Source organism: Priestia sp. SRI_019, assembly GCF_057586255.1.
On sequence record NZ_JBYCZN010000001.1, the window covers coordinates 574,997 to 595,806 of the forward strand.

General features: G+C 38.2%; 26 protein-coding genes. 21 read left to right on the forward strand and 5 right to left on the reverse strand.

All coding sequences use genetic code 11. The annotated features are described in order from the left end of the window. Position 1: 1 nt before the first annotated feature. From AC2YJL_RS02995 to AC2YJL_RS03020, 6 genes are all read left to right on the forward strand, one after another. Positions 2 to 769 carry a menaquinol-cytochrome c reductase cytochrome b/c subunit gene (locus AC2YJL_RS02995; RefSeq protein ID WP_013058991.1) on the forward strand — a complete coding sequence of 256 codons (768 nt, stop codon included), beginning with the start codon at positions 2 to 4 and terminating at the stop codon, positions 767 to 769. A gap of 135 nt (positions 770 to 904) precedes the next feature. Next, positions 905 to 1,492 carry a lipoprotein heptaprenylglyceryl N-acetyltransferase LhaT gene (gene lhaT / locus AC2YJL_RS03000; RefSeq protein ID WP_050689693.1) on the forward strand — a complete coding sequence of 196 codons (588 nt, stop codon included), beginning with the start codon at positions 905 to 907 and terminating at the stop codon, positions 1,490 to 1,492. An 81-nt stretch (positions 1,493 to 1,573) separates the two neighbouring features. Further along, complete coding sequence (ylbD, locus tag AC2YJL_RS03005) at positions 1,574 to 1,984, forward strand: YlbD family protein (RefSeq protein WP_013058989.1); 411 nt, start codon at positions 1,574 to 1,576, stop codon at positions 1,982 to 1,984. Between the two features lie 5 nt (positions 1,985 to 1,989). Next, entirely contained in the window at positions 1,990 to 2,226 is a 237-nt protein-coding gene (locus AC2YJL_RS03010) for a YlbE-like family protein (protein WP_013058988.1), read from the forward strand. Positions 2,227 to 2,325: 99 nt separating this feature from the next. Continuing rightward, the gene (locus AC2YJL_RS03015) at positions 2,326 to 2,712 is read left to right on the forward strand and encodes a hypothetical protein (RefSeq protein WP_230933526.1); all 387 of its coding nucleotides are present in this window, start codon (positions 2,326 to 2,328) and stop codon (positions 2,710 to 2,712) included. Between the two features lie 100 nt (positions 2,713 to 2,812). Next, on the forward strand, positions 2,813 to 3,259 hold the full coding sequence (locus tag AC2YJL_RS03020) for a YlbF/YmcA family competence regulator (RefSeq protein ID WP_028410752.1): 447 nt from the start codon (positions 2,813 to 2,815) through the stop codon (positions 3,257 to 3,259). 5 nt (positions 3,260 to 3,264) lie between these two features. Here AC2YJL_RS03020 and AC2YJL_RS03025 read toward each other — a convergent pair whose 3' ends face one another. Beyond that, a complete protein-coding gene (locus AC2YJL_RS03025) occupies positions 3,265 to 3,579 on the reverse strand; it encodes a hypothetical protein (protein ID WP_028410753.1) in 315 nt (104 codons plus the stop codon). 77 nt (positions 3,580 to 3,656) lie between these two features. On the opposite strand from AC2YJL_RS03025, the gene AC2YJL_RS03030 reads away from it, so the two are divergent. Continuing rightward, the gene (locus AC2YJL_RS03030) at positions 3,657 to 3,932 is read left to right on the forward strand and encodes a YlbG family protein (protein ID WP_013058985.1); all 276 of its coding nucleotides are present in this window, start codon (positions 3,657 to 3,659) and stop codon (positions 3,930 to 3,932) included. 74 nt (positions 3,933 to 4,006) lie between these two features. Here AC2YJL_RS03030 and AC2YJL_RS03035 read toward each other — a convergent pair whose 3' ends face one another. Further along, positions 4,007 to 4,393 carry a DUF7147 family protein gene (locus tag AC2YJL_RS03035; protein WP_195695954.1) on the reverse strand — a complete coding sequence of 129 codons (387 nt, stop codon included), beginning with the start codon at positions 4,391 to 4,393 and terminating at the stop codon, positions 4,007 to 4,009. A 612-nt stretch (positions 4,394 to 5,005) separates the two neighbouring features. On the opposite strand from AC2YJL_RS03035, the gene rsmD reads away from it, so the two are divergent. Together rsmD and coaD are read left to right on the forward strand one after the other, a co-directional pair. Further along, the gene (gene rsmD, locus AC2YJL_RS03040; RefSeq protein WP_074677375.1) at positions 5,006 to 5,575 is read left to right on the forward strand and encodes a 16S rRNA (guanine(966)-N(2))-methyltransferase RsmD; all 570 of its coding nucleotides are present in this window, start codon (positions 5,006 to 5,008) and stop codon (positions 5,573 to 5,575) included. A 35-nt stretch (positions 5,576 to 5,610) separates the two neighbouring features. Then, entirely contained in the window at positions 5,611 to 6,105 is a 495-nt protein-coding gene (gene coaD, locus AC2YJL_RS03045; protein WP_013058982.1) for a pantetheine-phosphate adenylyltransferase, read from the forward strand. Positions 6,106 to 6,164: 59 nt separating this feature from the next. On the opposite strand, the gene ylbJ is transcribed toward coaD, so the two are convergent. Then, the gene (gene ylbJ / locus AC2YJL_RS03050; protein ID WP_195695955.1) at positions 6,165 to 7,373 is read right to left on the reverse strand and encodes a sporulation integral membrane protein YlbJ; all 1,209 of its coding nucleotides are present in this window, start codon (positions 7,371 to 7,373) and stop codon (positions 6,165 to 6,167) included. A gap of 466 nt (positions 7,374 to 7,839) precedes the next feature. Here ylbJ and AC2YJL_RS03055 point away from each other — a divergent pair, with 466 nt between their 5' ends. After that, positions 7,840 to 8,637 (forward strand): patatin-like phospholipase family protein, encoded by a 798-nt coding sequence (locus tag AC2YJL_RS03055; protein WP_013058980.1) that lies wholly within the window; start codon positions 7,840 to 7,842, stop codon positions 8,635 to 8,637. Beyond that, positions 8,627 to 9,643: a SepM family pheromone-processing serine protease gene (locus AC2YJL_RS03060; RefSeq protein WP_028410756.1), complete on the forward strand. Its 1,017-nt coding sequence runs from the start codon at positions 8,627 to 8,629 to the stop codon at positions 9,641 to 9,643. The genes AC2YJL_RS03055 and AC2YJL_RS03060 overlap by 11 nt, the downstream gene beginning before the upstream one ends. Before the next feature lie 27 nt (positions 9,644 to 9,670). On the opposite strand, the gene AC2YJL_RS03065 is transcribed toward AC2YJL_RS03060, so the two are convergent. After that, entirely contained in the window at positions 9,671 to 10,870 is a 1,200-nt protein-coding gene (locus AC2YJL_RS03065) for a nucleotidyltransferase (RefSeq protein WP_251568779.1), read from the reverse strand. A 179-nt stretch (positions 10,871 to 11,049) separates the two neighbouring features. Here AC2YJL_RS03065 and AC2YJL_RS03070 point away from each other — a divergent pair, with 179 nt between their 5' ends. The 4 genes from AC2YJL_RS03070 (at position 11,050) to AC2YJL_RS03085 (ending at position 13,525) form a co-directional block, all read left to right on the forward strand. Further along, positions 11,050 to 11,568 (forward strand): YceD family protein, encoded by a 519-nt coding sequence (locus tag AC2YJL_RS03070; protein ID WP_014458367.1) that lies wholly within the window; start codon positions 11,050 to 11,052, stop codon positions 11,566 to 11,568. 65 nt (positions 11,569 to 11,633) lie between these two features. Then, positions 11,634 to 11,807 carry a 50S ribosomal protein L32 gene (gene rpmF, locus AC2YJL_RS03075; protein ID WP_013058976.1) on the forward strand — a complete coding sequence of 58 codons (174 nt, stop codon included), beginning with the start codon at positions 11,634 to 11,636 and terminating at the stop codon, positions 11,805 to 11,807. A 169-nt stretch (positions 11,808 to 11,976) separates the two neighbouring features. Then, positions 11,977 to 12,744 (forward strand): enoyl-CoA hydratase/isomerase family protein, encoded by a 768-nt coding sequence (locus AC2YJL_RS03080; protein ID WP_013084864.1) that lies wholly within the window; start codon positions 11,977 to 11,979, stop codon positions 12,742 to 12,744. Positions 12,745 to 12,922: 178 nt separating this feature from the next. Continuing rightward, positions 12,923 to 13,525, forward strand: coding sequence for an RsfA family transcriptional regulator (locus tag AC2YJL_RS03085; protein WP_230933522.1), 603 nt, complete (start codon positions 12,923 to 12,925; stop codon positions 13,523 to 13,525). Between the two features lie 81 nt (positions 13,526 to 13,606). Here AC2YJL_RS03085 and AC2YJL_RS03090 read toward each other — a convergent pair whose 3' ends face one another. After that, positions 13,607 to 14,077: an N-acetyltransferase gene (locus tag AC2YJL_RS03090; protein ID WP_251568778.1), complete on the reverse strand. Its 471-nt coding sequence runs from the start codon at positions 14,075 to 14,077 to the stop codon at positions 13,607 to 13,609. 313 nt (positions 14,078 to 14,390) lie between these two features. On the opposite strand from AC2YJL_RS03090, the gene AC2YJL_RS03095 reads away from it, so the two are divergent. From AC2YJL_RS03095 to bshC, 6 genes are all read left to right on the forward strand, one after another. Then, complete coding sequence (locus AC2YJL_RS03095) at positions 14,391 to 15,743, forward strand: acetyl-CoA carboxylase biotin carboxylase subunit (protein WP_057243122.1); 1,353 nt, start codon at positions 14,391 to 14,393, stop codon at positions 15,741 to 15,743. Next, positions 15,740 to 15,952: a biotin/lipoyl-containing protein gene (locus AC2YJL_RS03100; protein ID WP_013058971.1), complete on the forward strand. Its 213-nt coding sequence runs from the start codon at positions 15,740 to 15,742 to the stop codon at positions 15,950 to 15,952. Before AC2YJL_RS03095 ends, AC2YJL_RS03100 begins: the two co-directional genes overlap by 4 nt. Before the next feature lie 19 nt (positions 15,953 to 15,971). Beyond that, positions 15,972 to 17,513, forward strand: coding sequence for an acyl-CoA carboxylase subunit beta (locus tag AC2YJL_RS03105; protein ID WP_195695958.1), 1,542 nt, complete (start codon positions 15,972 to 15,974; stop codon positions 17,511 to 17,513). 158 nt (positions 17,514 to 17,671) lie between these two features. Then, positions 17,672 to 18,553 carry a 2-dehydropantoate 2-reductase gene (locus AC2YJL_RS03110; RefSeq protein WP_230933521.1) on the forward strand — a complete coding sequence of 294 codons (882 nt, stop codon included), beginning with the start codon at positions 17,672 to 17,674 and terminating at the stop codon, positions 18,551 to 18,553. A 1-nt stretch (position 18,554) separates the two neighbouring features. Beyond that, positions 18,555 to 18,938 (forward strand): DUF3397 domain-containing protein, encoded by a 384-nt coding sequence (locus tag AC2YJL_RS03115; RefSeq protein WP_013058968.1) that lies wholly within the window; start codon positions 18,555 to 18,557, stop codon positions 18,936 to 18,938. A 90-nt stretch (positions 18,939 to 19,028) separates the two neighbouring features. Beyond that, positions 19,029 to 20,654 (forward strand): bacillithiol biosynthesis cysteine-adding enzyme BshC, encoded by a 1,626-nt coding sequence (bshC, locus tag AC2YJL_RS03120; protein ID WP_251568777.1) that lies wholly within the window; start codon positions 19,029 to 19,031, stop codon positions 20,652 to 20,654. Positions 20,655 to 20,810: the final 156 nt, after the last annotated feature.

The window sequence follows — 20,810 nt, forward strand, 5'->3', positions numbered from 1 at the left end:
CATGCATCGTGGTAAAGGGATGAAGTTTGTTGGAGATTCACGTGTTCCTGCAGAACGAAAACCCAATATTCCAAAAGATTACTCTGAATTTCCAGGGAAAACAGAAGCATTCTGGCCAAACTTTTTACTAAAAGAATGGATGGTAGGGGCAGTTTTTTTAATCGGTTATCTATGTTTAACCATCGCTCATCCATCTCCTCTTGAACGTATTGCCGATCCGACTGATACGGGGTACTTGCCTCTTCCTGACTGGTATTTTTTGTTCCTATATCAATTGCTTAAATATTCATTTGCTTCTGGTCCATATAATATTATAGGTGCATTTATTATTCCAGGCATTGCATTTGGCGCATTAATGCTTGCTCCGTTCATTGATCGAGGGCCAGAAAGAAGACCAGCTAAGAGGCCGTTTGCAACAGGATTCATGCTTTTGGCTATAGCAGCAGTCTTTTTCCTAACGTGGCAGTCAGCGACACAGGTGGATTGGAAAGCGCGTGAAGAGCAAGGGAAAATTAGAGAAGAAGTAGCGATTGACAAAAATTCAGAAGGCTACAAAATCATGCAAGAGCAAACGTGCTTGACCTGTCATGGTGATAACTTACAGGGAGGCCCTGCAGCTCCGGCTTTAACAGGCATTGATTTATCTCCTGAAGAAATCGCCAATATCGCAAAAAATGGTAAAGGCAATATGCCAAAAGGTGTTTTCAAAGGTTCAGATAAAGAATTGAAAACGCTCTCGGAATTTGTCGGCAACTTAGGGAAAGAATAGTGAAAATCAGCCAAAGGGCTGGTTTTTTTTTGAATTTATTTAATGCTGTGTTTTACATCAGTGAGATAGGTGCTTGCTATTGTTCAAAAACTGTACATAATAAAGAAGAGATTAAATGTAAAGGAGACTTTCTAAATGGCTTGGTTATGGTATACCTTAAAAGATAAGCGTTTTTTAACGCTTTTGCTGATTGTGAATATACTAGGAACAATCTACGGATATATTTGGTATGGAAGTCAATTAGCGGAAACGCCTAAGAAGTTTTTATTATTTGTGCCTGATAGTCCAACGGCAAGCTTGTTTTTTGTTATTGTACTTATCGGTCTTTTACTTGGAAAGCATTTTTCACTGTTTGAAGCTTTAGCGATGATCACGCTGTTTAAATACGGGATTTGGGCCGTCGTAATGAATGTATTGGTCTATGTGTTAACAGGATACATTGATTGGATGATGCTTATGTTAATGGCTTCTCATGCAGCAATGGCTTTTCAAGGGCTTTTATACGTACCGTTTTACCGGATTAAATTATGGCATATAGCTGTTGCCGCTGTATGGGCTGTACATAATGATATCATTGATTACGTTTTTTCTATGATGCCAAGATACAGCATGCTCAATGCGTATATGTCTGAAATTGGTTATTTTACATTTTGGCTAAGCATTTTATCTATTTTCATTACATACTGGTTCACAGTTCGTGCTTCTTCAAAAAAACAGCTATAAAAATTTTTGAAATAGGCGCACGAAACGAGCTCTCTTTTTCTAAGATATAGTAGGCTATATTTAAGTATGAGGTGAGTGACTGTGAAGGAAACCAAACGAGAGCTTCATCCGTCCGTTGTGGAATTTAAACAATTTGTAAAATCACATCCCAAATTAGTAGAACAGGTTCGAAAGCAGCAAAAAACGTGGAAAGAGCTTTATGAAGATTGGTATTTATTTGGTGCAGAAGATCCAATGTGGGAGGCATATCGTTCAGAAGAAAGTGCAAAGGCTGAACCAGCTGCTGCAACAGAAGAGAAAAAAGATATTATGGGTACAATTGTATCCTCGTTGAAAAACATGGACTTGAATCAAATGCAAAATCATATTACAAATGTAAATTCAGCTATTTCGAATATTCAACAAGTACTGCAGCAATTTCAGCCATCTAAGCCATCCGGTGGAGGAGCAGCTTCCGGGCCAGGGAATCCATTTGGCTTTAGGAAAGATTAAACGCAATGAGAAAAGATATATACGAGTATATGCAGTCTCGTCCTAAACTCAACGACTTCGTTCGTGAACAGCCAATGTGGTACCGGCGTTTATCTAGAAATCCTGAAGAACTCGAGAAATTTGAATTAGAATCCAAGCACTACTACAAACAAACGATTCCTCATAAAGTCGAAAAGTTTTCGAATTCGATTCAAATGGCAAACATGATGTTTCATATGTTTCAGTCCATGAAAAATCAATGATCTCTGCATACATAGCGATGCAGAGATTTTTGCACGTCATGAGTAAAAACGAAGAGTTTGTAAACACTATGGAGAAACGAATGATAAAGGAATGGTATTATGCGCTTACTATTAACGACGGCCTTATGTGTAGTTTCTCTACTAGGATGCAACCATGATAAACCAAAACCTGAAACTAAAATTCCCTCTCAACCGCGGGCAGCTGAAACGTTTGGTGCAATGAATACAAAACCTTCACTGATGGTACACCAGCATGTGAAAGGACAAAACGTATACGTCGAATGTATTCTAAGCGGGTTTTCATTTTCAACAGAGAGTGGATTCCTTCAAATCACAGTAGATGGAAAACCATTTAAAGAAGTGAAGCAAGCAGCCTTTGTTTTAAGTGATCTTCCAAAAGGATCTCATGCTGTTACGATTGAACTGATGAAATCTAAAGAAGAAAGTTATCAAGTGAGGAATACCTTTACGGTTGAAATTATATAGTTAAAAAGTAGAACTTGTAGTAAATCAGTGTAAGCTGTTTTAGCAAGTTCTTTTTCTTTAGATCCAAAACGTGATAAGATAAAAACGGAGGTGCACAGCCATGCTGACAACAATGAGAACTGTTGAATTACTCGATGAGTCTGATCACGTAGCGAACATGGTGTTACAATCAGACGTAGCCGAGAACTATCGTCAATGTTTATATAGATTAAATAAAGATTCACATGCACAGGCATTAATTGCTGAATTTGTGAAAATAAAGGAACAGTATGAGGATGTTCAGCGATTTGGAAAATATCATCCTGATTATAAAACGATTACGAGACAAGTACGTGATGTAAAGCGTCAAGTTGATTTACACGCGACAATCGCTGCGTTCAAAAAAGCAGAAAATGAATTACAAAAGCTGCTTGATGAAATTAGCGTTATCCTTGGTCAAGCTGTTTCAGAGCACGTGAAAGTACCGACGGGAAATCCGTTTTTTGATACGGGAAGCAGCTGCGGCGGTGGCTGCGGATCTGGTGGAAGCTGTGGGTGCAGCGCATAAGCCGTTCACTGTATAAATCGAACGCAATCAGCACAGGAATTTCCGCAGCAGGCCATTTTACGCTGTGGAACGTAAAACCTGTGCTGATAAACATAAGTAAGATGCTGACTTCTGACAAAGGTTGAGCGCCACGTAGCATTTGTATTGGATGTAGCAAAAATAGATGAAGCTTCTAGAAGCTCATCTATTTTTCTACGCTCAATTGATGTGTTTATATACAAAAAGGGTATATTTGTGATTTTTTTGAAAATGACTTGTTCAATAGCTCTCTGCTCGTTAAAATGAGTAAGAAAGAGCATCCAGATATCATCTAAATTCATACATAAAGCACCTACTTCATATAAAAGAATTTATGATAAAGAAAACCAATATAACGTATGCAAAAGGGGAACTAAATATGTTTGTTGAACGTCAAGGAATTGTGGCGTATGTGCATTCTGTTAAGCAAGCAAAAGCATTGCGAAAGTACGGAAATGTACATTACGTATCTAAAGAATTAAAGTATGTTGTCTTATATTGCAACCAAGATGGCATTGAAAAAACAATCCATAAACTTCAGTCTCTACCTTTTGTGAAGAAAGTAGATCCTTCTTATCGGCCGTTTTTAAAAACAGAATTCGAAAATTCAAAGCCGGATAAGGCGAAGGAATATGACTATAAGATAGGAATTTAAACAAAAAAGGAATGTGATGTACATTCCTTTTTTTATTTTACTTGCCCTTAGCAAATGAATAGGCAGGGATGAGATTATTGCATTGGCGGAATAAAGCGGTTCATTCGCAAAATGCCAATAAGGTGCTGATAGTATAGTGCTGTTTCTGGAAATGTAGTAGATGGTTTGACATCGAGTACCACAATTTCTTTTCCCGCTTCCTCAGCAGCTTGTTTAAATAACTCAACGCGCTTGCTGTCGTTTTGTTTTAAAACAATTCCTTCTCGGCAAACGTAAAGCGGTTGGAAATTCGCTTCAGCTGTTGGATGCAAGACAGCGACAAAAGAAGCTACTTGTCGATCTTCTTTTACTGTTCGCAGCATAATAAGATGAGCAAGACGGTGTTTGTTGCTTTTGACAATCTCTAACAGCTCATAAATATCTGAATACCCTTCTCCGAGCTCAATAAAACGCTGAATCATATGTATTTCCCCCTTTATGTATTAAAAAAGCAAACTCACGTAGTTTAATGTATCATTGAATATTTTAAGAGTAAATAAAAAAATCCCTACAACTACTCATTGTAGGGCCCTTCAATAAAAGGGTGTAATCACCTCTGCGATTACAAGCACCTTGATGAAGGCAAAGGGAGAGGAGAAACCGGAGGAAGAACTTATGGGGAAACGTAAGTCTTCTCCGCGGTTGGCAACAACATCGGTTAGATGATGTTGTTACTAGTCAGTATGTCCGTTTTAAACGTTCATATACCTGTCTTGTGAAATTCAATTTTTAATACATAAAAGACTGATAACATGACAGAGAAAAAGGGTAAATTTACGTTTATGATGACATATTAAAGTAAAGGAAATCTTCTATGAACGAAATGCCGAATGATCTTCATAGGTGTATCTTCTAGAAAAGAATCAGTGTATCTAAGGACACGGTCATAAAAGTCCAGCATAAAAGCAAGCTGCTGGGTTATTGCACAGAATGTATACAGCATTGAATAAATTGAGGATTTTTGCTAGTCTTTGTAATTCAAAATATGTTAGGATAATGAAGAATAAGGAAGTAAAAGTAAGGTAGTGATAAGGATGAGAGTAGTAGCAGGTTTATATAAAGGCCATGCGTTAAAGGCGGTTCCAGGATACTCAACCCGCCCTACAACAGATAAGGTGAAAGAAGCTATTTTTAATATGATTGGACCGTTTTTTGAAGGTGGAACAGCTCTTGATTTGTTCGGTGGAAGCGGTGGCTTGGGAATTGAAGCTCTAAGTCGAGGAATAGATAAAGTCATTTTTGTGGATCGGGATGGCAAAGCGATTCAGACGATTAAAGCAAACTTAGCATCCTGCCGGTTAGAAGACCGCGCTGAAGTGTATCGAAATGATGCAGAGCGTGCATTGAAAGCGATAAAAAAAAGGGAGCTGGCTGTCGATTTACTTTTGCTTGACCCACCGTATAAAGCACAAAAGTTGAAAGCGCTTATCGAAACGGTAAGTGAAGAAAACCTTCTAGCAAAAACAGGAATTATTGTAGCGGAGCATTCTCATGATGTACATTTAGATAATGAGATTGGTTTATTTGAAAAAATAAAAAGCGAAACGTACGGTATCATTGGTGTTTCTATTTATACATACAAAAAAGAAGAATCAGTTGAATAAATCAATGAGCTGTTAGATGTAGAAAGGGGATACGTATGGGCAGTATAGCTGTTTGTCCAGGAAGCTTTGATCCAGTTACAAATGGACATTTTGATATTATTAAACGAGGCGCAAATGTATTTGATACGATTTATGTGGTTGTTTTAAATAACTCCTCAAAAAGTCCTCTATTTACAGGGGAAGAGCGAGTAGCTTTGCTGAAAGAAGTAACAAAATCACTTCCTAATGTGGTAGTAGAGTCGTACAGTGGATTATTAATGGAATATGCAAAAGAAAAGCAGGCAAAGACCATTTTAAGAGGTTTGCGTGCAGTATCGGACTTTGAGTACGAAATGCAAATTACATCTGTAAATCGCGTATTAGATAAAGAAATCGAAACGTTATTTATGATGACAAATAATCAATACTCGTTTTTGAGTTCTAGTATTGTAAAAGAGGTAGCTAAATATGGCGGGAATATTTCTGAATTAGTTCCTCCCCCTGTTAGAGAAGCGCTTGCGGAAAAATTTGAACAGCTGTCTCAAAAATAAGATGAAAAAAGAACGTGATGTTTTCTTTGCCGATAAGAAAACGTCATGTTCTTTTTTTACTAGGAGCGATGAAGAAACGCTCGTTTTGAATATATATAAATATAGCAGCACAGCGTAAAAATCGTTAAGAGCGGACCGTACACGTTTAGCCACTGCGATAGAATCGTAACGGACTCCAAGTGAGAAAAAACCGGCAGTGCTCCTTCAGATGCTTGAAAAGTAGTAATGGATTCTCGAAGAGGACCCCATAGAAAGATAGTGAATACTACCGCAAAACACCCGTGGAAAATGCGTGCAATAAAAAACGGGAAAAATCGAATATCCGTTTCGGCGAGTATGCTAGCCACTTGTGCTTGAACGGAGAAACCGCTAAAGCCTAATACAAAGCTAACGATGATAATTTGATGAAACAGCAGCGTGTCCGGTGCTTCGCTTGCTAGACGGCTTCCTAGCGTGATTTCAAAAAGCCCTGAAATAAAGGGGAGGCTCAGTTCAGTCCCTATATGACAGAGGGAAAATAAATAAGCTAGACCGCTGCTTAAAACGGCCGTGATATGAGTAACATATAAAAGTTTGTTTAATACAGAAAATAAAATGATAAAACCGCCAATCATTAAGAGAGATTGAACAGCAGAAGTAACCGCATCTCCTAGAAGCTTCCCAATAGGACGCTTATCTTTTAAACGCGTTTTATGCATTTCATGAAAAGCTAACGATAAAGAAGGTTTTTGAGTTACTTGTCCTTTCGGTTTTGCTGATCCATAAAAACGCATCACCAATCCTACACAAATATTCCCTATGTAATGTGAGAGAGCTAATATGATACCGACAGCTGGATTGTGGAAGAAGCCAACTGCCACAGCTCCAAAAATAAAAATAGGGTTAGATGAGTTAGTAAATGATACGAGTCTTTCAGCTTCGATAGCTGTTAGCTGCTTTTCTTGACGCAGCCGGGAAGTGATTTTTGCACCTGAAGGAAACCCAGAAGCCATGCCCATTGCTAAAGCAAAACCCCCTACTCCAGGTACTCGAAATAAAGGCCTCATAAACGGCTCTAATAAGATCCCAATGAACTTCACTACGCCAAACCCAATAAGCATTTCTGAAACAATAAAAAAGGGCAGCAGAGAAGGAAAGACGACCTTCCACCATGTGTTGAGACCTCTTACTGAACCTTCTAGCGCTTCTTTTGGATATACAATAAGCGCAATAGCGAGAAGCGTTACGCTCGTCCCGAGCAGAAGTGTTTTCACCATCGATTTATTCAATGAACGATTCATCTCCTTTTCTAAGCTCACGTCATTTTGATATGAATGAAATGAGGAGTTTTAGGCAAATGTACAAGTTCTTCTATATATCAATATACGAAGCTATGCATCGACTTTATGCCTGTGAGTAAGGAGAAAATAAATTCATACTGAATAAAAAGGCGTCTTGTCACATTTGGAAATACAATTCATATACATAAATCAATGCACTTCTAAGATAGTCAAGGATTAAAAAAACGTATACGCAGCAAGCGAAGAGCAAGAATTTCTTAAAACAACCTTCAGTATAGTATAATGCTTAATAACCACCGTGCATTGAGCAAAACATATCTTTAGCTTCATACTAAATGAACAAATAGAAAATGAAGAATAGTCCTACCGAAGACAGGGCAACAATGATAGAGAAGCTCATCAAATGTTTTTACATTTTTGGAAGTCTATAAGGTAAAACGAGGGGGCAGGTAAAGTGGAAAGCCCAAAAATAGGAGTTGCGTTAGGCTCAGGTGGAGCTAGAGGTTTTGCACATTTAGGAGTAATCAAAACACTAACAGAAAATAACATTCCTATTGATTTTCTAGCTGGCAGCAGCATGGGAGCTTTAGTTGGTGCACTATATGCGTCAGGTATTGAACTGGCAACTCTTTATAAAATGGCGCTAACGTTCAAACGAAAGTATTATTTGGATTTTACCGTGCCTAAAATGGGATTTATTACGGGCAACAGAGTAAAATCGTTGGTTCGCACCTTTACGCAAAATAGAACTATTGAACAGCTATCTATACCGTTTGCCATTGTAGCGACAGATTTGAAAACAGGAGAGAAAGTGGTGTTTAAAAAAGGACCTATCGCTGAAGCGGTGAGAGCAAGCATTTCAATTCCAGGAATCTTTGCTCCCGAAGTAATTGATGGACGATTGCTTGTAGACGGCGGGGTAGTAGACCGTATTCCTGTGTCGGTTGTAAAAGAAATGGGATCTGATATTGTCATTGGAGTCGATGTATCAAAAGCGAAAGTGAATGCAGAAATCAGCTCTATTTTTGATGTCATTATGCAAAGTTTAGATATTTTGCAAGATGAGCTAGTAGCTCATCGGACCATTGCTTCAGACATTATGATTCGTCCTAATCTCGATACTTTTAGTTCCAGAGCGTTTACAAACATTCAAGAAATGATTTCAATTGGTGAACAAGCAGCACATGAGCAGTTGCCTTCTATCCTGCAAGCAATTGATCATTGGAAGGAGAACAAAAAAAGTGAAATCTAGAATTAGAATTTTGGTATATTTGGCTGTTATTGCAGTGGTGGCAATGCTTTGTTTTTATCCTTTGCCGTACTACATTACAAAGCCTGGAATGGCAGAAGAACTTGCGCCTATTATTAAAGTAGAAGATGGATACCATGAAAAAGGGACGTTTATGCTGACAACTGTAAGAATGGGCAGAGCAACTCCTCTTTCATATGGTCTTGCGAAAATACAGGACTTTCACGAAATTTTCCCTACAAAGCAAATTTTGCAGCAAGGTGAAAGCGATGAAGATTACTCGACAAGGCAATTACATATGATGGATACGTCAAAAAATGCCGCTATTTCAGTCGCATACGAAAAAGCTGGAAAGAGCGTTTCTTATCTCAATAAAGGCGTATATGTTACATATGTCGTAGAAAATATGCCTGCACATGGAAAACTTCATGTTGGAGATGTAGTGACGAAAGTAGACGAGAAAAAAATTCAAACTGCTGAGGACTTAATCAACTACGTATCGACTAAAAAAGCAGGAGATTCAGTATCAATTTATGTAAAAAGAGATGGCAAAGAAAGCAAACATACTCTAAAAGTTAAAGCATTCCCTGACGAGCCGAAGCGAGTAGGCCTAGGAATTGCCTTAGAAACGAACCAAGAACTAAAAGTTAAGCCCGATATACATATTGATACTGAAAAAATAGGAGGGCCTTCAGCGGGACTGATGTTCTCGCTTGAAATTTATAATCAGCTTGTTAAAGAGGACATGACAAAAGGCCATCGTGTTGCAGGTACAGGGACTATCAATGATAAAGGAGAGGTAGGACCAATCGGAGGTATTTCGCAAAAAATTGTAGCCGCAGATAAAGAAGGAGCAGAAATTTTCTTTGCACCAAATGAAAAAGGGGCTGCGGGCTCTAACTACCGGGAAGCAGTGAAGACAGCTAAAAAAATAGACAGTGATATGAAAATTGTACCCGTAGATTCATTTTCGGATGCCGTAACGTATTTAGAAAAGCTGAAACCATAAAAAAATCGTCTCTTGCAGACGATTTTTTTATGACCAAATGATAGGAGGCTGCGTGTATTCTTGTTTCATAAACTGAGAGCGCAGAGGTTCCTGAAACGGCATACTATAAACATGTGTCGCTTTAATATCGGTATCAATTTCTTTTAGTTTACATTGCGAGACAGTGGATACAATAGGAAGGGACAGCTTTTTCTTAATTGTTTTTAAATAGTCTTGTCCGGTCTTTGACATTCCCAATAAGCGAATGTAAGGATTAGCTTTTTGCATCTCACTTTTTGTTGTATTGGTTAAAAGGTGAACGCACATGCGCTGTAAACGGGTTCTCGTATATCGCTTCGTTTTAACCTTTGTTAAAAAATCTTCAAATGAAGTAGCTGAAGAAATATAAGATAGCAGCCGATGTTCAATACCTTCTTCTATTTCATAAATACGCTGTAAGTCATAAAGCGGAGTAGTTAATAATTTGTATTTCAAAAATGGGAAATAATGCTCCCAATGATGAAACTGTCCGTATGCTTGCTTGTAAGCTGCTAATTCATTTGCTGTACTAACTGGCATGTGCTTGCTCAGATCCCCATGGCTGCTGCTGTCAAAAATAGCTTTACGTATGCTCGTAGCGCTTGAAATAAAAGAGGAAGACAGGGAATTATCGTGATAATGTGATTGAATTCGAGTGATCGTATATGGTTTAATAGATGCATGCTGTTTTTTAATGGCAGCTACATAGCTCATTCCAAGCACATTATTTGGCTGAGATAGATCAATAGGAGCCTCCGTGAAAAGCTGTAAGAAAGCATTGGAAGCTGCTTTTGGATAACTGTTCCCTTTTTTCATCTCTTGTTGAATTAAAGCGGATAGTTCTGATTCGTGAGCTTCGAGCAAATCAGCGGTGCGGGTAAATGAGTCAATATTGCCATTTTCGCTGCCGAAGCATACAAAGTCAGCGTGAAGGGATTCTAAAATAGAAATAGCGCCGCTTGCGAATGTTTCAGCTTTTTGAGTAGAAAAAGCATAGGGTAATTCAACGACTAAGTCTGCACCAGCGGCTAAAGCCATTCTTGTGCGGGACCATTTCGACACGAGAGCAGGCTCTCCGCGCTGCAAAAAGTGCCCGCTCATCACAGCAATCACACAATCTGCTCCGGCTTGTTGTTTCGCTTGCTGCAGATGATAAGCGTGTCCATTATGAAAAGGATTATATTCGACAATTATTCCAACTGCTTGCATAATGTCTCCTTTTAATTTATTATTTTTAGTCTAGCTCTTTGTTTTAAAAACATTTTTTTATGAAAGTAAGAAATTTTTACAAAAAAGCATATTTAAGTACATTATAGTGTAAAGAAAAAATATTGACAAATAATCTTGTGAAAGCTATAATAACCTTTGTTGCCTTGAGGTGATTAACAATGAAATGGACAATACATCAATTGTATCAGTTGCAAAATAAAGGTCTAACATTTGACGAAGTGATTGACGGCAAAGAGTTTATGAATGCTGATCCTCAAATTCGTAGAATGTCAGATGTAAATGTGAAAGGAAGAGCCGACATTAGCTCTTCGAAAGTAACGTTTCACCTTAAAATCTCAGGAGAAATGACGTTGCCTTGTGCTCGTACATTAGTTGACGTTCCGTATCCGTTTGAAATTAACGCAACTGAAACGTTTTTATTGAATGTGAATGCTGATTATGAAGAAGATGCTGAAGTACGCATTGTAGAGGGAGAAACGGTTGATTTACAACCTTTGATTCAAGAGTTAATTATTGTTGAAATTCCTCTGCAGGTATTTAGTGAAAATCAGCAAGCGGCAGGAGCAGCTCCACAGTCAGGAAAAGACTGGGAAGTTGTTACCGAAGAAGAACAGCAGGAAAAAGTAGATCCCCGCTTAGCCGTACTCGAAAATTTCTTTAAAGACAAAAAGAAATAAAAATGCGAAGATCCGGCTTTCGGGCCTTCATATGATTTTAAAACTCTTTTAAGGAGGTGGGAATAATGGCTGTACCTTTTAGAAGAACATCTAAAATGAAGAAAAGAACGCGTCGTACGCACTTTAAATTACAAGTTCCTGGTATGGTAGAGTGCCCAAATTGTGGTGAAATGAAACTATCACACCGCGTATGTAAAGCTTGTGGTACTTACAAAGGAAATGACGTAGTAAGCAAATAATTGCTTATTTAAATAAAAGACCCTCTAAGAGGGTCTTTTATTTTTTTTGCCTTTTTTCCTTCTCTGCCCTTTGGGAGAGAAGGATTTTTCTTATAGAACAAGAACTCTTTTTAAATAAACAATTACTGTTGTAAAAGGATTCATACCTTGTCTATAAGGAGGAAAAAGCATGAAAAAAAGCGAGTTGTTTACTACAAGCCAAGGCATTGCTACGTTTGTGATTAATCGTCCTGAAAAGCGTAATGCTATTGATTATGATGTTATGAATGAACTGCAGCAAGCTGTAGATTATGTGAAACATGATCAGTTAGTAAAAGCTTTTGTAATTACAGGTGCTGGTTCAGATGCATTTTGCAGTGGAGGAGATTTAAGTGTATTTCATGAGCTAAAGACTTCGAAAGAGGCGTCTCAAATGTTAACGAAAATGGGGAAAATTCTTTATGAGATTTTAACACTCCCAAAACCCACAGTTGCCCTTTTGAATGGAACATCGGTTGGAGGAGGATGTGAACTTGCGATTGCATGTGACTTTCGTATAAGTGCAACACATAGCGAAATGGGCTTTATTCAAGGGAATTTAGGAATTACAACAGGCTGGGGAGGAGGAACCATTCTTCTTGAAAAGCTGCGTTATCAAGAAGCGATGGAAATGATCTACAGTGCTCAGCTGTATGGAGTAGAACGGGCAAAGCAAATTGGATTTCTTTCCTATGTCACGTCGTTTAAAGAGCTAACTATGAGGTGTGAGGAGTGGTTAGCCCCTATCACTCATAAACCGACCCAGGTATTGCAAGCTTACAAAGAAATCGCTATTGAGAAATGGGAGCAAAGCCGGGTTTGGAATCGGATGGAACAAGAAATTCATCGCTGCTCGATATTGTGGGAGTCGCCTGAGCATGAAGAAGCGGTTCAAAAGGTCATCGTTAAAAAAACATAGTTATGAACTGCATTTCCATAGCAATATAGTTAATAAGCGAAAGATGAAAGAATCACGGGTTTCCCATTTTGCTTCAAAGTATATGAAAGATTTTCTTGATTGAGAAGAGGAACAATAGTCTATCTTATCTAGTAGGTGCATATTCATTTAATAAGTACGGATAAGGAGGGATAGAAAAATGACTTCTTCTCGTCAAGATGCATGGACTCATGATGAAGATTTATTACTCGCAGAAATTGTACTGCGTCATATACGTGAAGGTGGCACTCAGCTAGCTGCATTTGAAGAAGTGGGGAAGAAACTTACACGAACATCAGCAGCTTGTGGCTTCCGCTGGAATTCTTTTGTGCGCAAACAATACAAGACTGGTATTGATCTTGCGAAAAAACAGAGAAAAGAATTAAAAGCAAGAACTCTTTCAAAAGATGACGAGCAGCCTGCACGCTTATCATATATGGAAGCAGAGAAACATATTTCGCTTAATGAGGTAATTAAATATTTAGAAAATGTAGATCAAGGGCAAAGGCACTCGTCAGAGCTTCTCGAAGCTAATGAAGAACTGCAGCAAAAGATTGAACGTTTACAAGAGAAAGTAACGATTTTGGAAAAAGAAAAAAAAGCTTTGCAAAACAACTTGTTAATTGTGGAAGATGACTATAAAGCTCTTATTGAAATTATGGAGAGGGCTCGTAAAATGGTTGTATTAAAAGAGGACGAAAAAAGTAGAAAAGTGAAATTTCAAGTGGATAAAAATTTAAATTTAGAAAAAGTTCAAAAGTAAAGCGACAGTTTGAATGCTCCCTACTTCATGTTGATTATATATACCACATAGATATAAAATAAACAGCTGGAAATCAGCTGTTTATTTTTGTTCGCTTACACCGTTTGGTAGCCAAATAAGAGGGTTTTCTCCCAAATCACGATCGATATCATATGTTACAGGTACGAACCCCATTTTTGACCAAAAATCATTCGATTTTACTCGTGGGCTTGTTTTGATAGGTAATTGAAAGGATTTGGCGTATTCAACGAGCGTTTGACCCAATCCTTTGCGCTGAAAATCGCTGAGCACTTCGAGTTTCCACACTTCAATATACGTTTGAGGCGGCTCGAAATATTGATCGTACTGTTTGTTTCGCTTATAGAGACTCATCCGAGCCACTAAGCTATTTCCAAAATAAATACCGTAAAACGGAGAATTTATTTCATTATCGGAAATTTTGGCATGTAATTCTTCTAGCATTGAAAGTTCTTGAATGCCATATTCTTTGAATTTCTTGAACTCTTCTAGCGTTTTAAAATTAATTTTTAAATGCTTCACTTCGTAATTCATCCCATATCCCCCTTGTTATGTCTCCTTGCTAGACAAACGAACTGGCTTGGTTCGTTCATCTAATATTATATAACAAAAATACAAAATATTCTGTTTTCATGATTGGTGAACGAATATTCAATGCGCATAAGGAAAAATGAATTCTTTCAGTTAAATATGAAGAATACATTACTATAAGCATCACTTTTTAGAAAGGAAGCAAAAGGAAAGCAAGATCCAAATAGAAAGCGTTTTCAAAAATTGTAGAGGAGTTTTAAAATTATTGTAGAATTATATGGGGGAAAGTAGAAATTTGAGGAAAGGGGAGAGAAAGGTGAAAAAAATACTGATTGCAAATCGAGGAGAAATTGCTCTTCGTATTATTCATACATGCAAACAAATGGGCATTGAAACGGTGGCTGTCTATTCCGATGCAGATGCAGAGCTTCCTTATGTTCAAGCAGCTACAAAAGCACGTCGAATTGGAGAGCCTCCTGTGCAAAAGTCATATTTGAATGTAGAAGAATTGCTGCGAATTAGTCATGAAGAAAAAGTAGATGCCATTCATCCTGGATATGGATTTTTATCGGAAAATAGTGCATTTGCTAAAAGAGCGATTGATGAAGGTTTTTGTTTTATCGGTCCTTCTCCCGAAATCATTTCGATGATGGGCGACAAAATTGCTGCTCGTGCCGCGATGAAAGAAGCGGGTGTACCTGTTGTCCCCGGCAGCGAAGGCGATGTGACGTCAGTTGAAGAGGCTTGTAAAGTAGCGAGTCTAATTGGATATCCCGTTATGTTAAAAGCAAGCGGAGGCGGCGGCGGAATTGGGATGGTGCGCTGCGATAACGAAGAAGCAGTAAAACAAGTGTATGCCTCCACAAAAGCAAGAGCAAAAGCATATTTTGGTCAAGAAGGAATGTTTATTGAAAAGCTTATCACAAACGCAAAACATATCGAAGTACAGGTGTTTGGAGATCAGCATGGTAATGTCGTTCATCTTTTTGAACGCGATTGTTCCGTACAAAGAAGAAATCAAAAAGTGATTGAAGAAGCCCCTGCGCTTTCTTTAAAAGAAAGTACGCGACAAGCCATGCAAAACCAAGCCGTTCAAGCGGCTAAAGCAATCGGATATTATAATGCAGGTACGGTGGAGTTTATTGTGGATGAAGACGAAAATTTTTATTTTCTTGAAATGAACACGCGGCTGCAAGTTGAGCATCCGATCACCGAGCAAATTGCAGGGGTCGATTTAGTTAAGTGGCAGATCTTAGCTGCGCGCGGAGAAAAGCTTCCACGTGTGCAAGAGGAAATAGCAGCAAATAACTATGCCATTGAATTTCGAATTTATGCAGAAGATCCGTTTACTTTTTTACCGGCTCCGGGAAAAATTACGGGTTATCACTTGCCCGAGCGAACCTATGCGCGCGTAGACAGCGGCTACAGTGATATGAATGCGGTTACACCTTTTTATGATCCAATGATTGCAAAAGTTATTATTACTGGTCGTACGCGTTCAAATGCAATTGAACTAGCTAAATCATATTTTACAGAAGCTGTTGTAGAGGGAATCAAAACGAATATTCCTCTATTTAAGCAGTTGTTAAATGAAGAGTTATATGAAAAAGGCACCTATAACACATCGTTATTATCAACCGTATTAAATAAAGGAGGAGCACCACAATGAGTGAAATCAAAGCGACAATGGCAGGCATGGTATTTAATGTGTTTGTTCAGCAAGGTGCAAGTGTAGCCAAAGGAGAAGTTGTTGTTGTATTAGAATCTATGAAAATGGAAATTCCTATTGAAAGCGATCAAGCTGGTATTGCAGAGACTGTCCATATAGCCGTGGGGGATTTTGTGAACGAAGGCGACGTTTTGGTGACTATTTCATAACTCATAAAGGAGAGATATCATGATACATACAGGTGAATCTCAGAAAAAATATGATGAAAATCGTCAAAAAGTAGAGCGTGGCAACGCGGAGAAGTACAAAGAGAAACTTGCAAAACAACAGAAGCTTTTTGTAAGAGATCGTTTAGCCCTTTTATTTGATGACGGGAAATATGAAGAAGACGGCATGTTTGCAAATAATAAAGCCGAAGGGTTGCCGGCAGACGGTGTTGTAACTGCAATTGGGAAAGTAAACGGTGAAACGGTTTGTGTAATGGCTAATGACTCTACTGTAAAAGCAGGATCTTGGGGGGCCAGAACAGTAGAGAAAATTATTCGGATTCAAGAAGTAGCAGAAAAACTGCATGTGCCTTTGCTCTACCTAGTGGATTCTGCAGGAGCGCGTATTACGGATCAATTAGATATGTTTCCAAACCGCCGAGGAGCTGGACGGATCTTTCACAATCAAGTAAAACTTTCCGGCGTCATTCCTCAAATTTGTTTGCTCTTCGGTCCGTCAGCAGCTGGAGGGGCTTATATCCCTGCATTTTGTGATATTGTTGTGATGGTAGATGGAAACGCTTCTATGTACTTAGGTTCGCCGCGTATGGCCGAAGCTGTTATTGGAGAAAAGGTTACGCTAGAAGAAATGGGAGGAGCACATATGCACTGCAGCGTTAGCGGATGTGGAGATGTGTTAGCTTATTCTGAAGAAGAAGCTATTTCCTATGCCAAATCTTATTTAACCTACTTTCCACAAAACTATCAAGAGAAGCCTAAAGTACAAAAAGCTAAAGAGCCTAAGGAGACAAAGGATTTAGTAGAACTAATTCCGGAGAATCAAAATGTTCCATTTGATATCTATGAAGCAATTGATACCCTTATTGACGAAGGGAGCTTCTTTGAAGTGAAAAAACTGTTTGCCGCCGAATTGGTAACAGGGCTTGCACGAATAGATGGAAAAGTAGTAGGGATTATTGCCAATCAGCCGAAGGTCAAAGGAGGAGTGCTGTTTGTAGATTCAGCAGATAAAGGAGCAAAATTTATTCAACTGTGCGATGCCTTCCATATTCCTTTGCTATTTTTAGCGGATGTACCTGGATTCATGATTGGAACCAAAGTAGAAAGAGCAGGCATCATTAGACATGGTGCAAAATTGATTGCAGCGATGAGTTCAGCTACAGTTCCTAAAATTTCCGTAGTCATGCGCAAAGCTTATGGCGCAGGGCTTTACGCTATGGCTGGTCCAGCTTTTGAACCGGATTGCTGCCTTGCATTACCTACTGCTCAAATTGCCGTAATGGGTCCTGAAGCGGCAGTAAATGCCGTCTATTCTAATAAAATTAATGAAATTGAAGATCCGAAAGAGCGGTTTATGTTTGTTAAACAGAAACAGCAGGAGTATAAAGAACACATCGATATCTATACGCTGGCTTCTGAACTTATTATTGACGACATCGTTCCTGCTAACGAACTGCGTCGAACTTTAATTGACCGCTTTCGATTATATGAAACAAAGAATGTGACCTTTAGCCGTCGTAAACATCCGGTGTATCCCGTATAATAAAAAAAAACGGGATCACTTTAAATAATTTACAATAAGCCCGGTGATTTTTAATCACACGGGCTATATGAATAGGTAAAATTTTAAGAATGCATTTAATTCAAAGCATTTTTTTGCTAAAATGAAACTCAATAATGGAAAGAGGAACAAAAAATACGATGAAAACTATAGGTATTATTGGAGGCGGATCATTAGGTCTGTTGTTTAGCGCGTATTTATCAGATTGTTATGATGTAACCTTGTATACGAAAACAAAAACTCAAGCAAAGTGTATTAACGATAATGGAATTACCTTACATAGACAAGAGGAACATCACACTAAAAAAGTCAGTGCTATCTCTCTGGAAAAACACATAAAAGAAGCAGATTTAATCATTATTACTGTAAAACAGTATCATTTAAAAGAGATTATTCCTTTTATCAAAACCCTTACTATACATACTCCCCTTTTGTTTATCCAAAACGGTATGAGCCATATTGAAATTCTTAAAAATCTCCCGCAGCGCACTCTCTATTTGGGTACAGTTGAACACGGGGCAATGCGTACCAATATGGATAGCGTCCATCATACAGGAATAGGAACAACCCGTATTGCTTCGTACAGAGGAGAAATGGAGTCTATCTTGCCAATTGTAAATTTTCCTTGGGTGATTGAAGCAGATTGGTATGCGATGCTGGTAAAGAAATTAGTTGTAAATGCGCTCATCAATCCTCTTACGGCGCTGTATCGGGTGAAAAATGGGCAGCTGATTCATAACAGCTACTTTTATAAAACGATGCGTCTATTGTTTGAAGAGATTGCCGCTGTGTTAAAACTGGATTCAGCTTTTAATTATTGGGAAAATGCGCTGGGGGTTTGTTCACGCACGAGTACAAATCAATCTTCTATGCTAAAAGATATACAGGAGGGGCGGCAAACAGAAATTGATGCTATTTTAGGCTATATTCAAACACAAGCTGCTGAAAAAAGAACGTCGACGCCTATTGTTGACTTTTTATATGGGTCAATAAAAGGAATCGAAGAAGAAAAGGGTGATTAACATGGGAAGTTTTATTGCTGGAGTTTTTGCGACGTTTGTCACTCTGCCGCTCGTTGGTTTTTTTATTCTATACATGCTTTTACGCAAACTGACGAAAAATAAAAGGAAATCTGTCCACATAGCAACGTACATTACTACGGTTTTTCTTATTTTGTCCGTGCATTATGCAGCTGTCGAAATTTTCGGGCACTCTTTTTTGTGGTTGATTGCGTTAGTCCTTTTAGTTGTAGCAATGATTATGATGTTTGTACATTGGAAGGTCAAACATGACTTAGAAATGAAGCTGATTGCGAAAGGGTTCTTTCGGATGAATTTTGTTTTGTTTCTTATTGCACATATTGTATTAAATATAGGTGGAATCGCTTTTCGTATTTCCTCTCTGTAAAGCATGTTACTAGACGTGAGCAGTTACATTATGGATAATGAAGCTATATGTAGAGAATATAAGTATTAGGAAAAGAAAGGAAGTTCTTTCATGGAGATTACAGACGTCTCTTTAAAGGCGGGAAACAAACTAACGAACGATTACATAAAAGGTGAAAAGCAAGCCATTTCCTTTTTTCATTATAATATACACGAAAAAGACGTATATGAAAAACGTTTAGCGGATGTTCAAAAGCAGTCTTATCCAAGAGAACAGCTTGCTGAGTATCTGCTTAATTTTAATAAGCGCTACGGAGCATCTTTTAAGACGATTGAAAATATTGAAAAGCTAAAAGATCCTAACAGCGTAGTGGTCGTTGGAGGTCAGCAAGCGGGGCTGCTTACGGGTCCTTTGTACACCATTCATAAAGTGATTTCAATTGTGCTCCTAGCTAAACAACAAGAGGAAGCTTTAAACGTGCCCGTGCTTCCGGTATTTTGGATTGCTGGAGAAGATCATGATTTTGCTGAGATCAACCATGTATACACAGAGCATAAAAACCAGCTTTTAAAGAAAACGTTAAAGCATTCTTTAAAGAAAAAGCAAATGGTTTCTCAAATCGAACTAGACCATGAAGCCTGTAGAAGCTGGGTTCGTGATGTATTTCAAACGTTTAACGAAACGGCGCATACAAACCAGGTATTACACCTTGTTTTAGAGGCGTTAGACAAATCACGTACCTATGTCGATTTCTTTGCTCATTTGGTTACCACAATGTTCGCAGAGTCAGGTCTTATTTTAATGGATGCAGCTTCTAAAGAAGTACGCAGCATTGAATCTTCTTTCTTTGTGACGTTAATTGAACAAAATGACAAATTATCGTCAGCCGTTATGGAACAGCAAACAGAGATTCAAAAACAATACGGACGAATGATTGAAGTGGGAGAAGAAACGGCTCATCTCTTTTATTCACACAACGAAAATAGAGTACTTTTAGAAAGAGATGCAGAACAAAAGCAGTTTGTTGGAAAGCAAAATGAACTCGTGCTGTCTAAAGAAGAGCTGGTTCAAATTGCTAAACAAACGCCGGAGCTTCTTAGTAACAACGTTGTGACTCGACCCCTTATGCAGGAGTACTTACTTCCTACCCTTGCGTTTATTGCAGGTCCGGGGGAAGTAGCGTATTGGGCAGAGCTTGAAAAAGCATTTTCTTTATTTAGCTTTAAAATGCCTCCCGTGGTCCCTAGGTTATCCTATGCAATCGTAGAAAGACATATCGAGAAGTATATGGATGAACTTCAGTTAGACCTTTCGAACGTAGTAAACGAAGGCGTAGATGCAGAGAGGGAGCACTGGCTTAAGACAGAAGTTCACAACCCATATGAAATGTATTTTGAAAAAGCGAAAGAAGATTTCGAAAAAATTCATAAAACTCTTCGTGAAAATATTCAAAAAGAAGACAAAACATTCGATGAAGTCATGCTTAAAAATCGAGCGATTATTCAAAAGCAGTTTGAAACCATTCAAAAGATTGTCGAATCCAAACAGCTAATTAAGCACGATGTGAAGCATTCAAAATATGCTCAAGTTGAACTTGCTCTTCGTCCCTACAACGCTCCACAAGAACGTATGTGGAATATTATGTATTATTTAAATGGTTATGGTATGCAATTTGTGTCAGATTTACTAAGTGCTGAAGTCGAATTAAATCACCAGTTAAAAGTCTGTTATGTCTAATAAAATCCTGCTGAAAAGCAGGATTTTTATTTTGGAAAAGAGAAAAAGTCTACAAGGTGAATATCAACCAATTGAATCCTTATAAGGTATTTATTTCTAATTGCGCAAAAAAACCTTATATTCCTTACATTTTATTCTACGAATATGTCCTACTTT

Bases quoted from the DNA above. Each gene is read 5' to 3' on its own strand.
- lhaT (WP_050689693.1), top strand. From the start codon at position 905: ATGGCTTGGTTATGGTATACCTTAAAAGATAAGCGTTTTTTAACGCTT.
- AC2YJL_RS03110 (WP_230933521.1), top strand. From the start codon at position 17,672: ATGAAAACTATAGGTATTATTGGAGGCGGATCATTAGGTCTGTTGTTT.
- AC2YJL_RS03105 (WP_195695958.1), top strand. From the start codon at position 15,972: ATGATACATACAGGTGAATCTCAGAAAAAATATGATGAAAATCGTCAA.
- rsmD (WP_074677375.1), top strand. From the start codon at position 5,006: ATGAGAGTAGTAGCAGGTTTATATAAAGGCCATGCGTTAAAGGCGGTT.
- bshC (WP_251568777.1), top strand. From the start codon at position 19,029: ATGGAGATTACAGACGTCTCTTTAAAGGCGGGAAACAAACTAACGAAC.
- AC2YJL_RS03015 (WP_230933526.1), top strand. From the start codon at position 2,326: ATGCGCTTACTATTAACGACGGCCTTATGTGTAGTTTCTCTACTAGGA.
- AC2YJL_RS03065 (WP_251568779.1), bottom strand. From the start codon at position 10,870: ATGCAAGCAGTTGGAATAATTGTCGAATATAATCCTTTTCATAATGGA.
- AC2YJL_RS03100 (WP_013058971.1), top strand. From the start codon at position 15,740: ATGAGTGAAATCAAAGCGACAATGGCAGGCATGGTATTTAATGTGTTT.
- rpmF (WP_013058976.1), top strand. From the start codon at position 11,634: ATGGCTGTACCTTTTAGAAGAACATCTAAAATGAAGAAAAGAACGCGT.
- AC2YJL_RS03035 (WP_195695954.1), bottom strand. From the start codon at position 4,393: ATGATTCAGCGTTTTATTGAGCTCGGAGAAGGGTATTCAGATATTTAT.
- coaD (WP_013058982.1), top strand. From the start codon at position 5,611: ATGGGCAGTATAGCTGTTTGTCCAGGAAGCTTTGATCCAGTTACAAAT.
- AC2YJL_RS03080 (WP_013084864.1), top strand. From the start codon at position 11,977: ATGAAAAAAAGCGAGTTGTTTACTACAAGCCAAGGCATTGCTACGTTT.
- AC2YJL_RS03090 (WP_251568778.1), bottom strand. From the start codon at position 14,077: ATGAATTACGAAGTGAAGCATTTAAAAATTAATTTTAAAACGCTAGAA.
- AC2YJL_RS03020 (WP_028410752.1), top strand. From the start codon at position 2,813: ATGCTGACAACAATGAGAACTGTTGAATTACTCGATGAGTCTGATCAC.
- AC2YJL_RS03070 (WP_014458367.1), top strand. From the start codon at position 11,050: ATGAAATGGACAATACATCAATTGTATCAGTTGCAAAATAAAGGTCTA.
- AC2YJL_RS03115 (WP_013058968.1), top strand. From the start codon at position 18,555: ATGGGAAGTTTTATTGCTGGAGTTTTTGCGACGTTTGTCACTCTGCCG.
- AC2YJL_RS03010 (WP_013058988.1), top strand. From the start codon at position 1,990: ATGAGAAAAGATATATACGAGTATATGCAGTCTCGTCCTAAACTCAAC.
- AC2YJL_RS02995 (WP_013058991.1), top strand. From the start codon at position 2: ATGCATCGTGGTAAAGGGATGAAGTTTGTTGGAGATTCACGTGTTCCT.
- AC2YJL_RS03085 (WP_230933522.1), top strand. From the start codon at position 12,923: ATGACTTCTTCTCGTCAAGATGCATGGACTCATGATGAAGATTTATTA.
- AC2YJL_RS03025 (WP_028410753.1), bottom strand. From the start codon at position 3,579: ATGAATTTAGATGATATCTGGATGCTCTTTCTTACTCATTTTAACGAG.
- AC2YJL_RS03030 (WP_013058985.1), top strand. From the start codon at position 3,657: ATGTTTGTTGAACGTCAAGGAATTGTGGCGTATGTGCATTCTGTTAAG.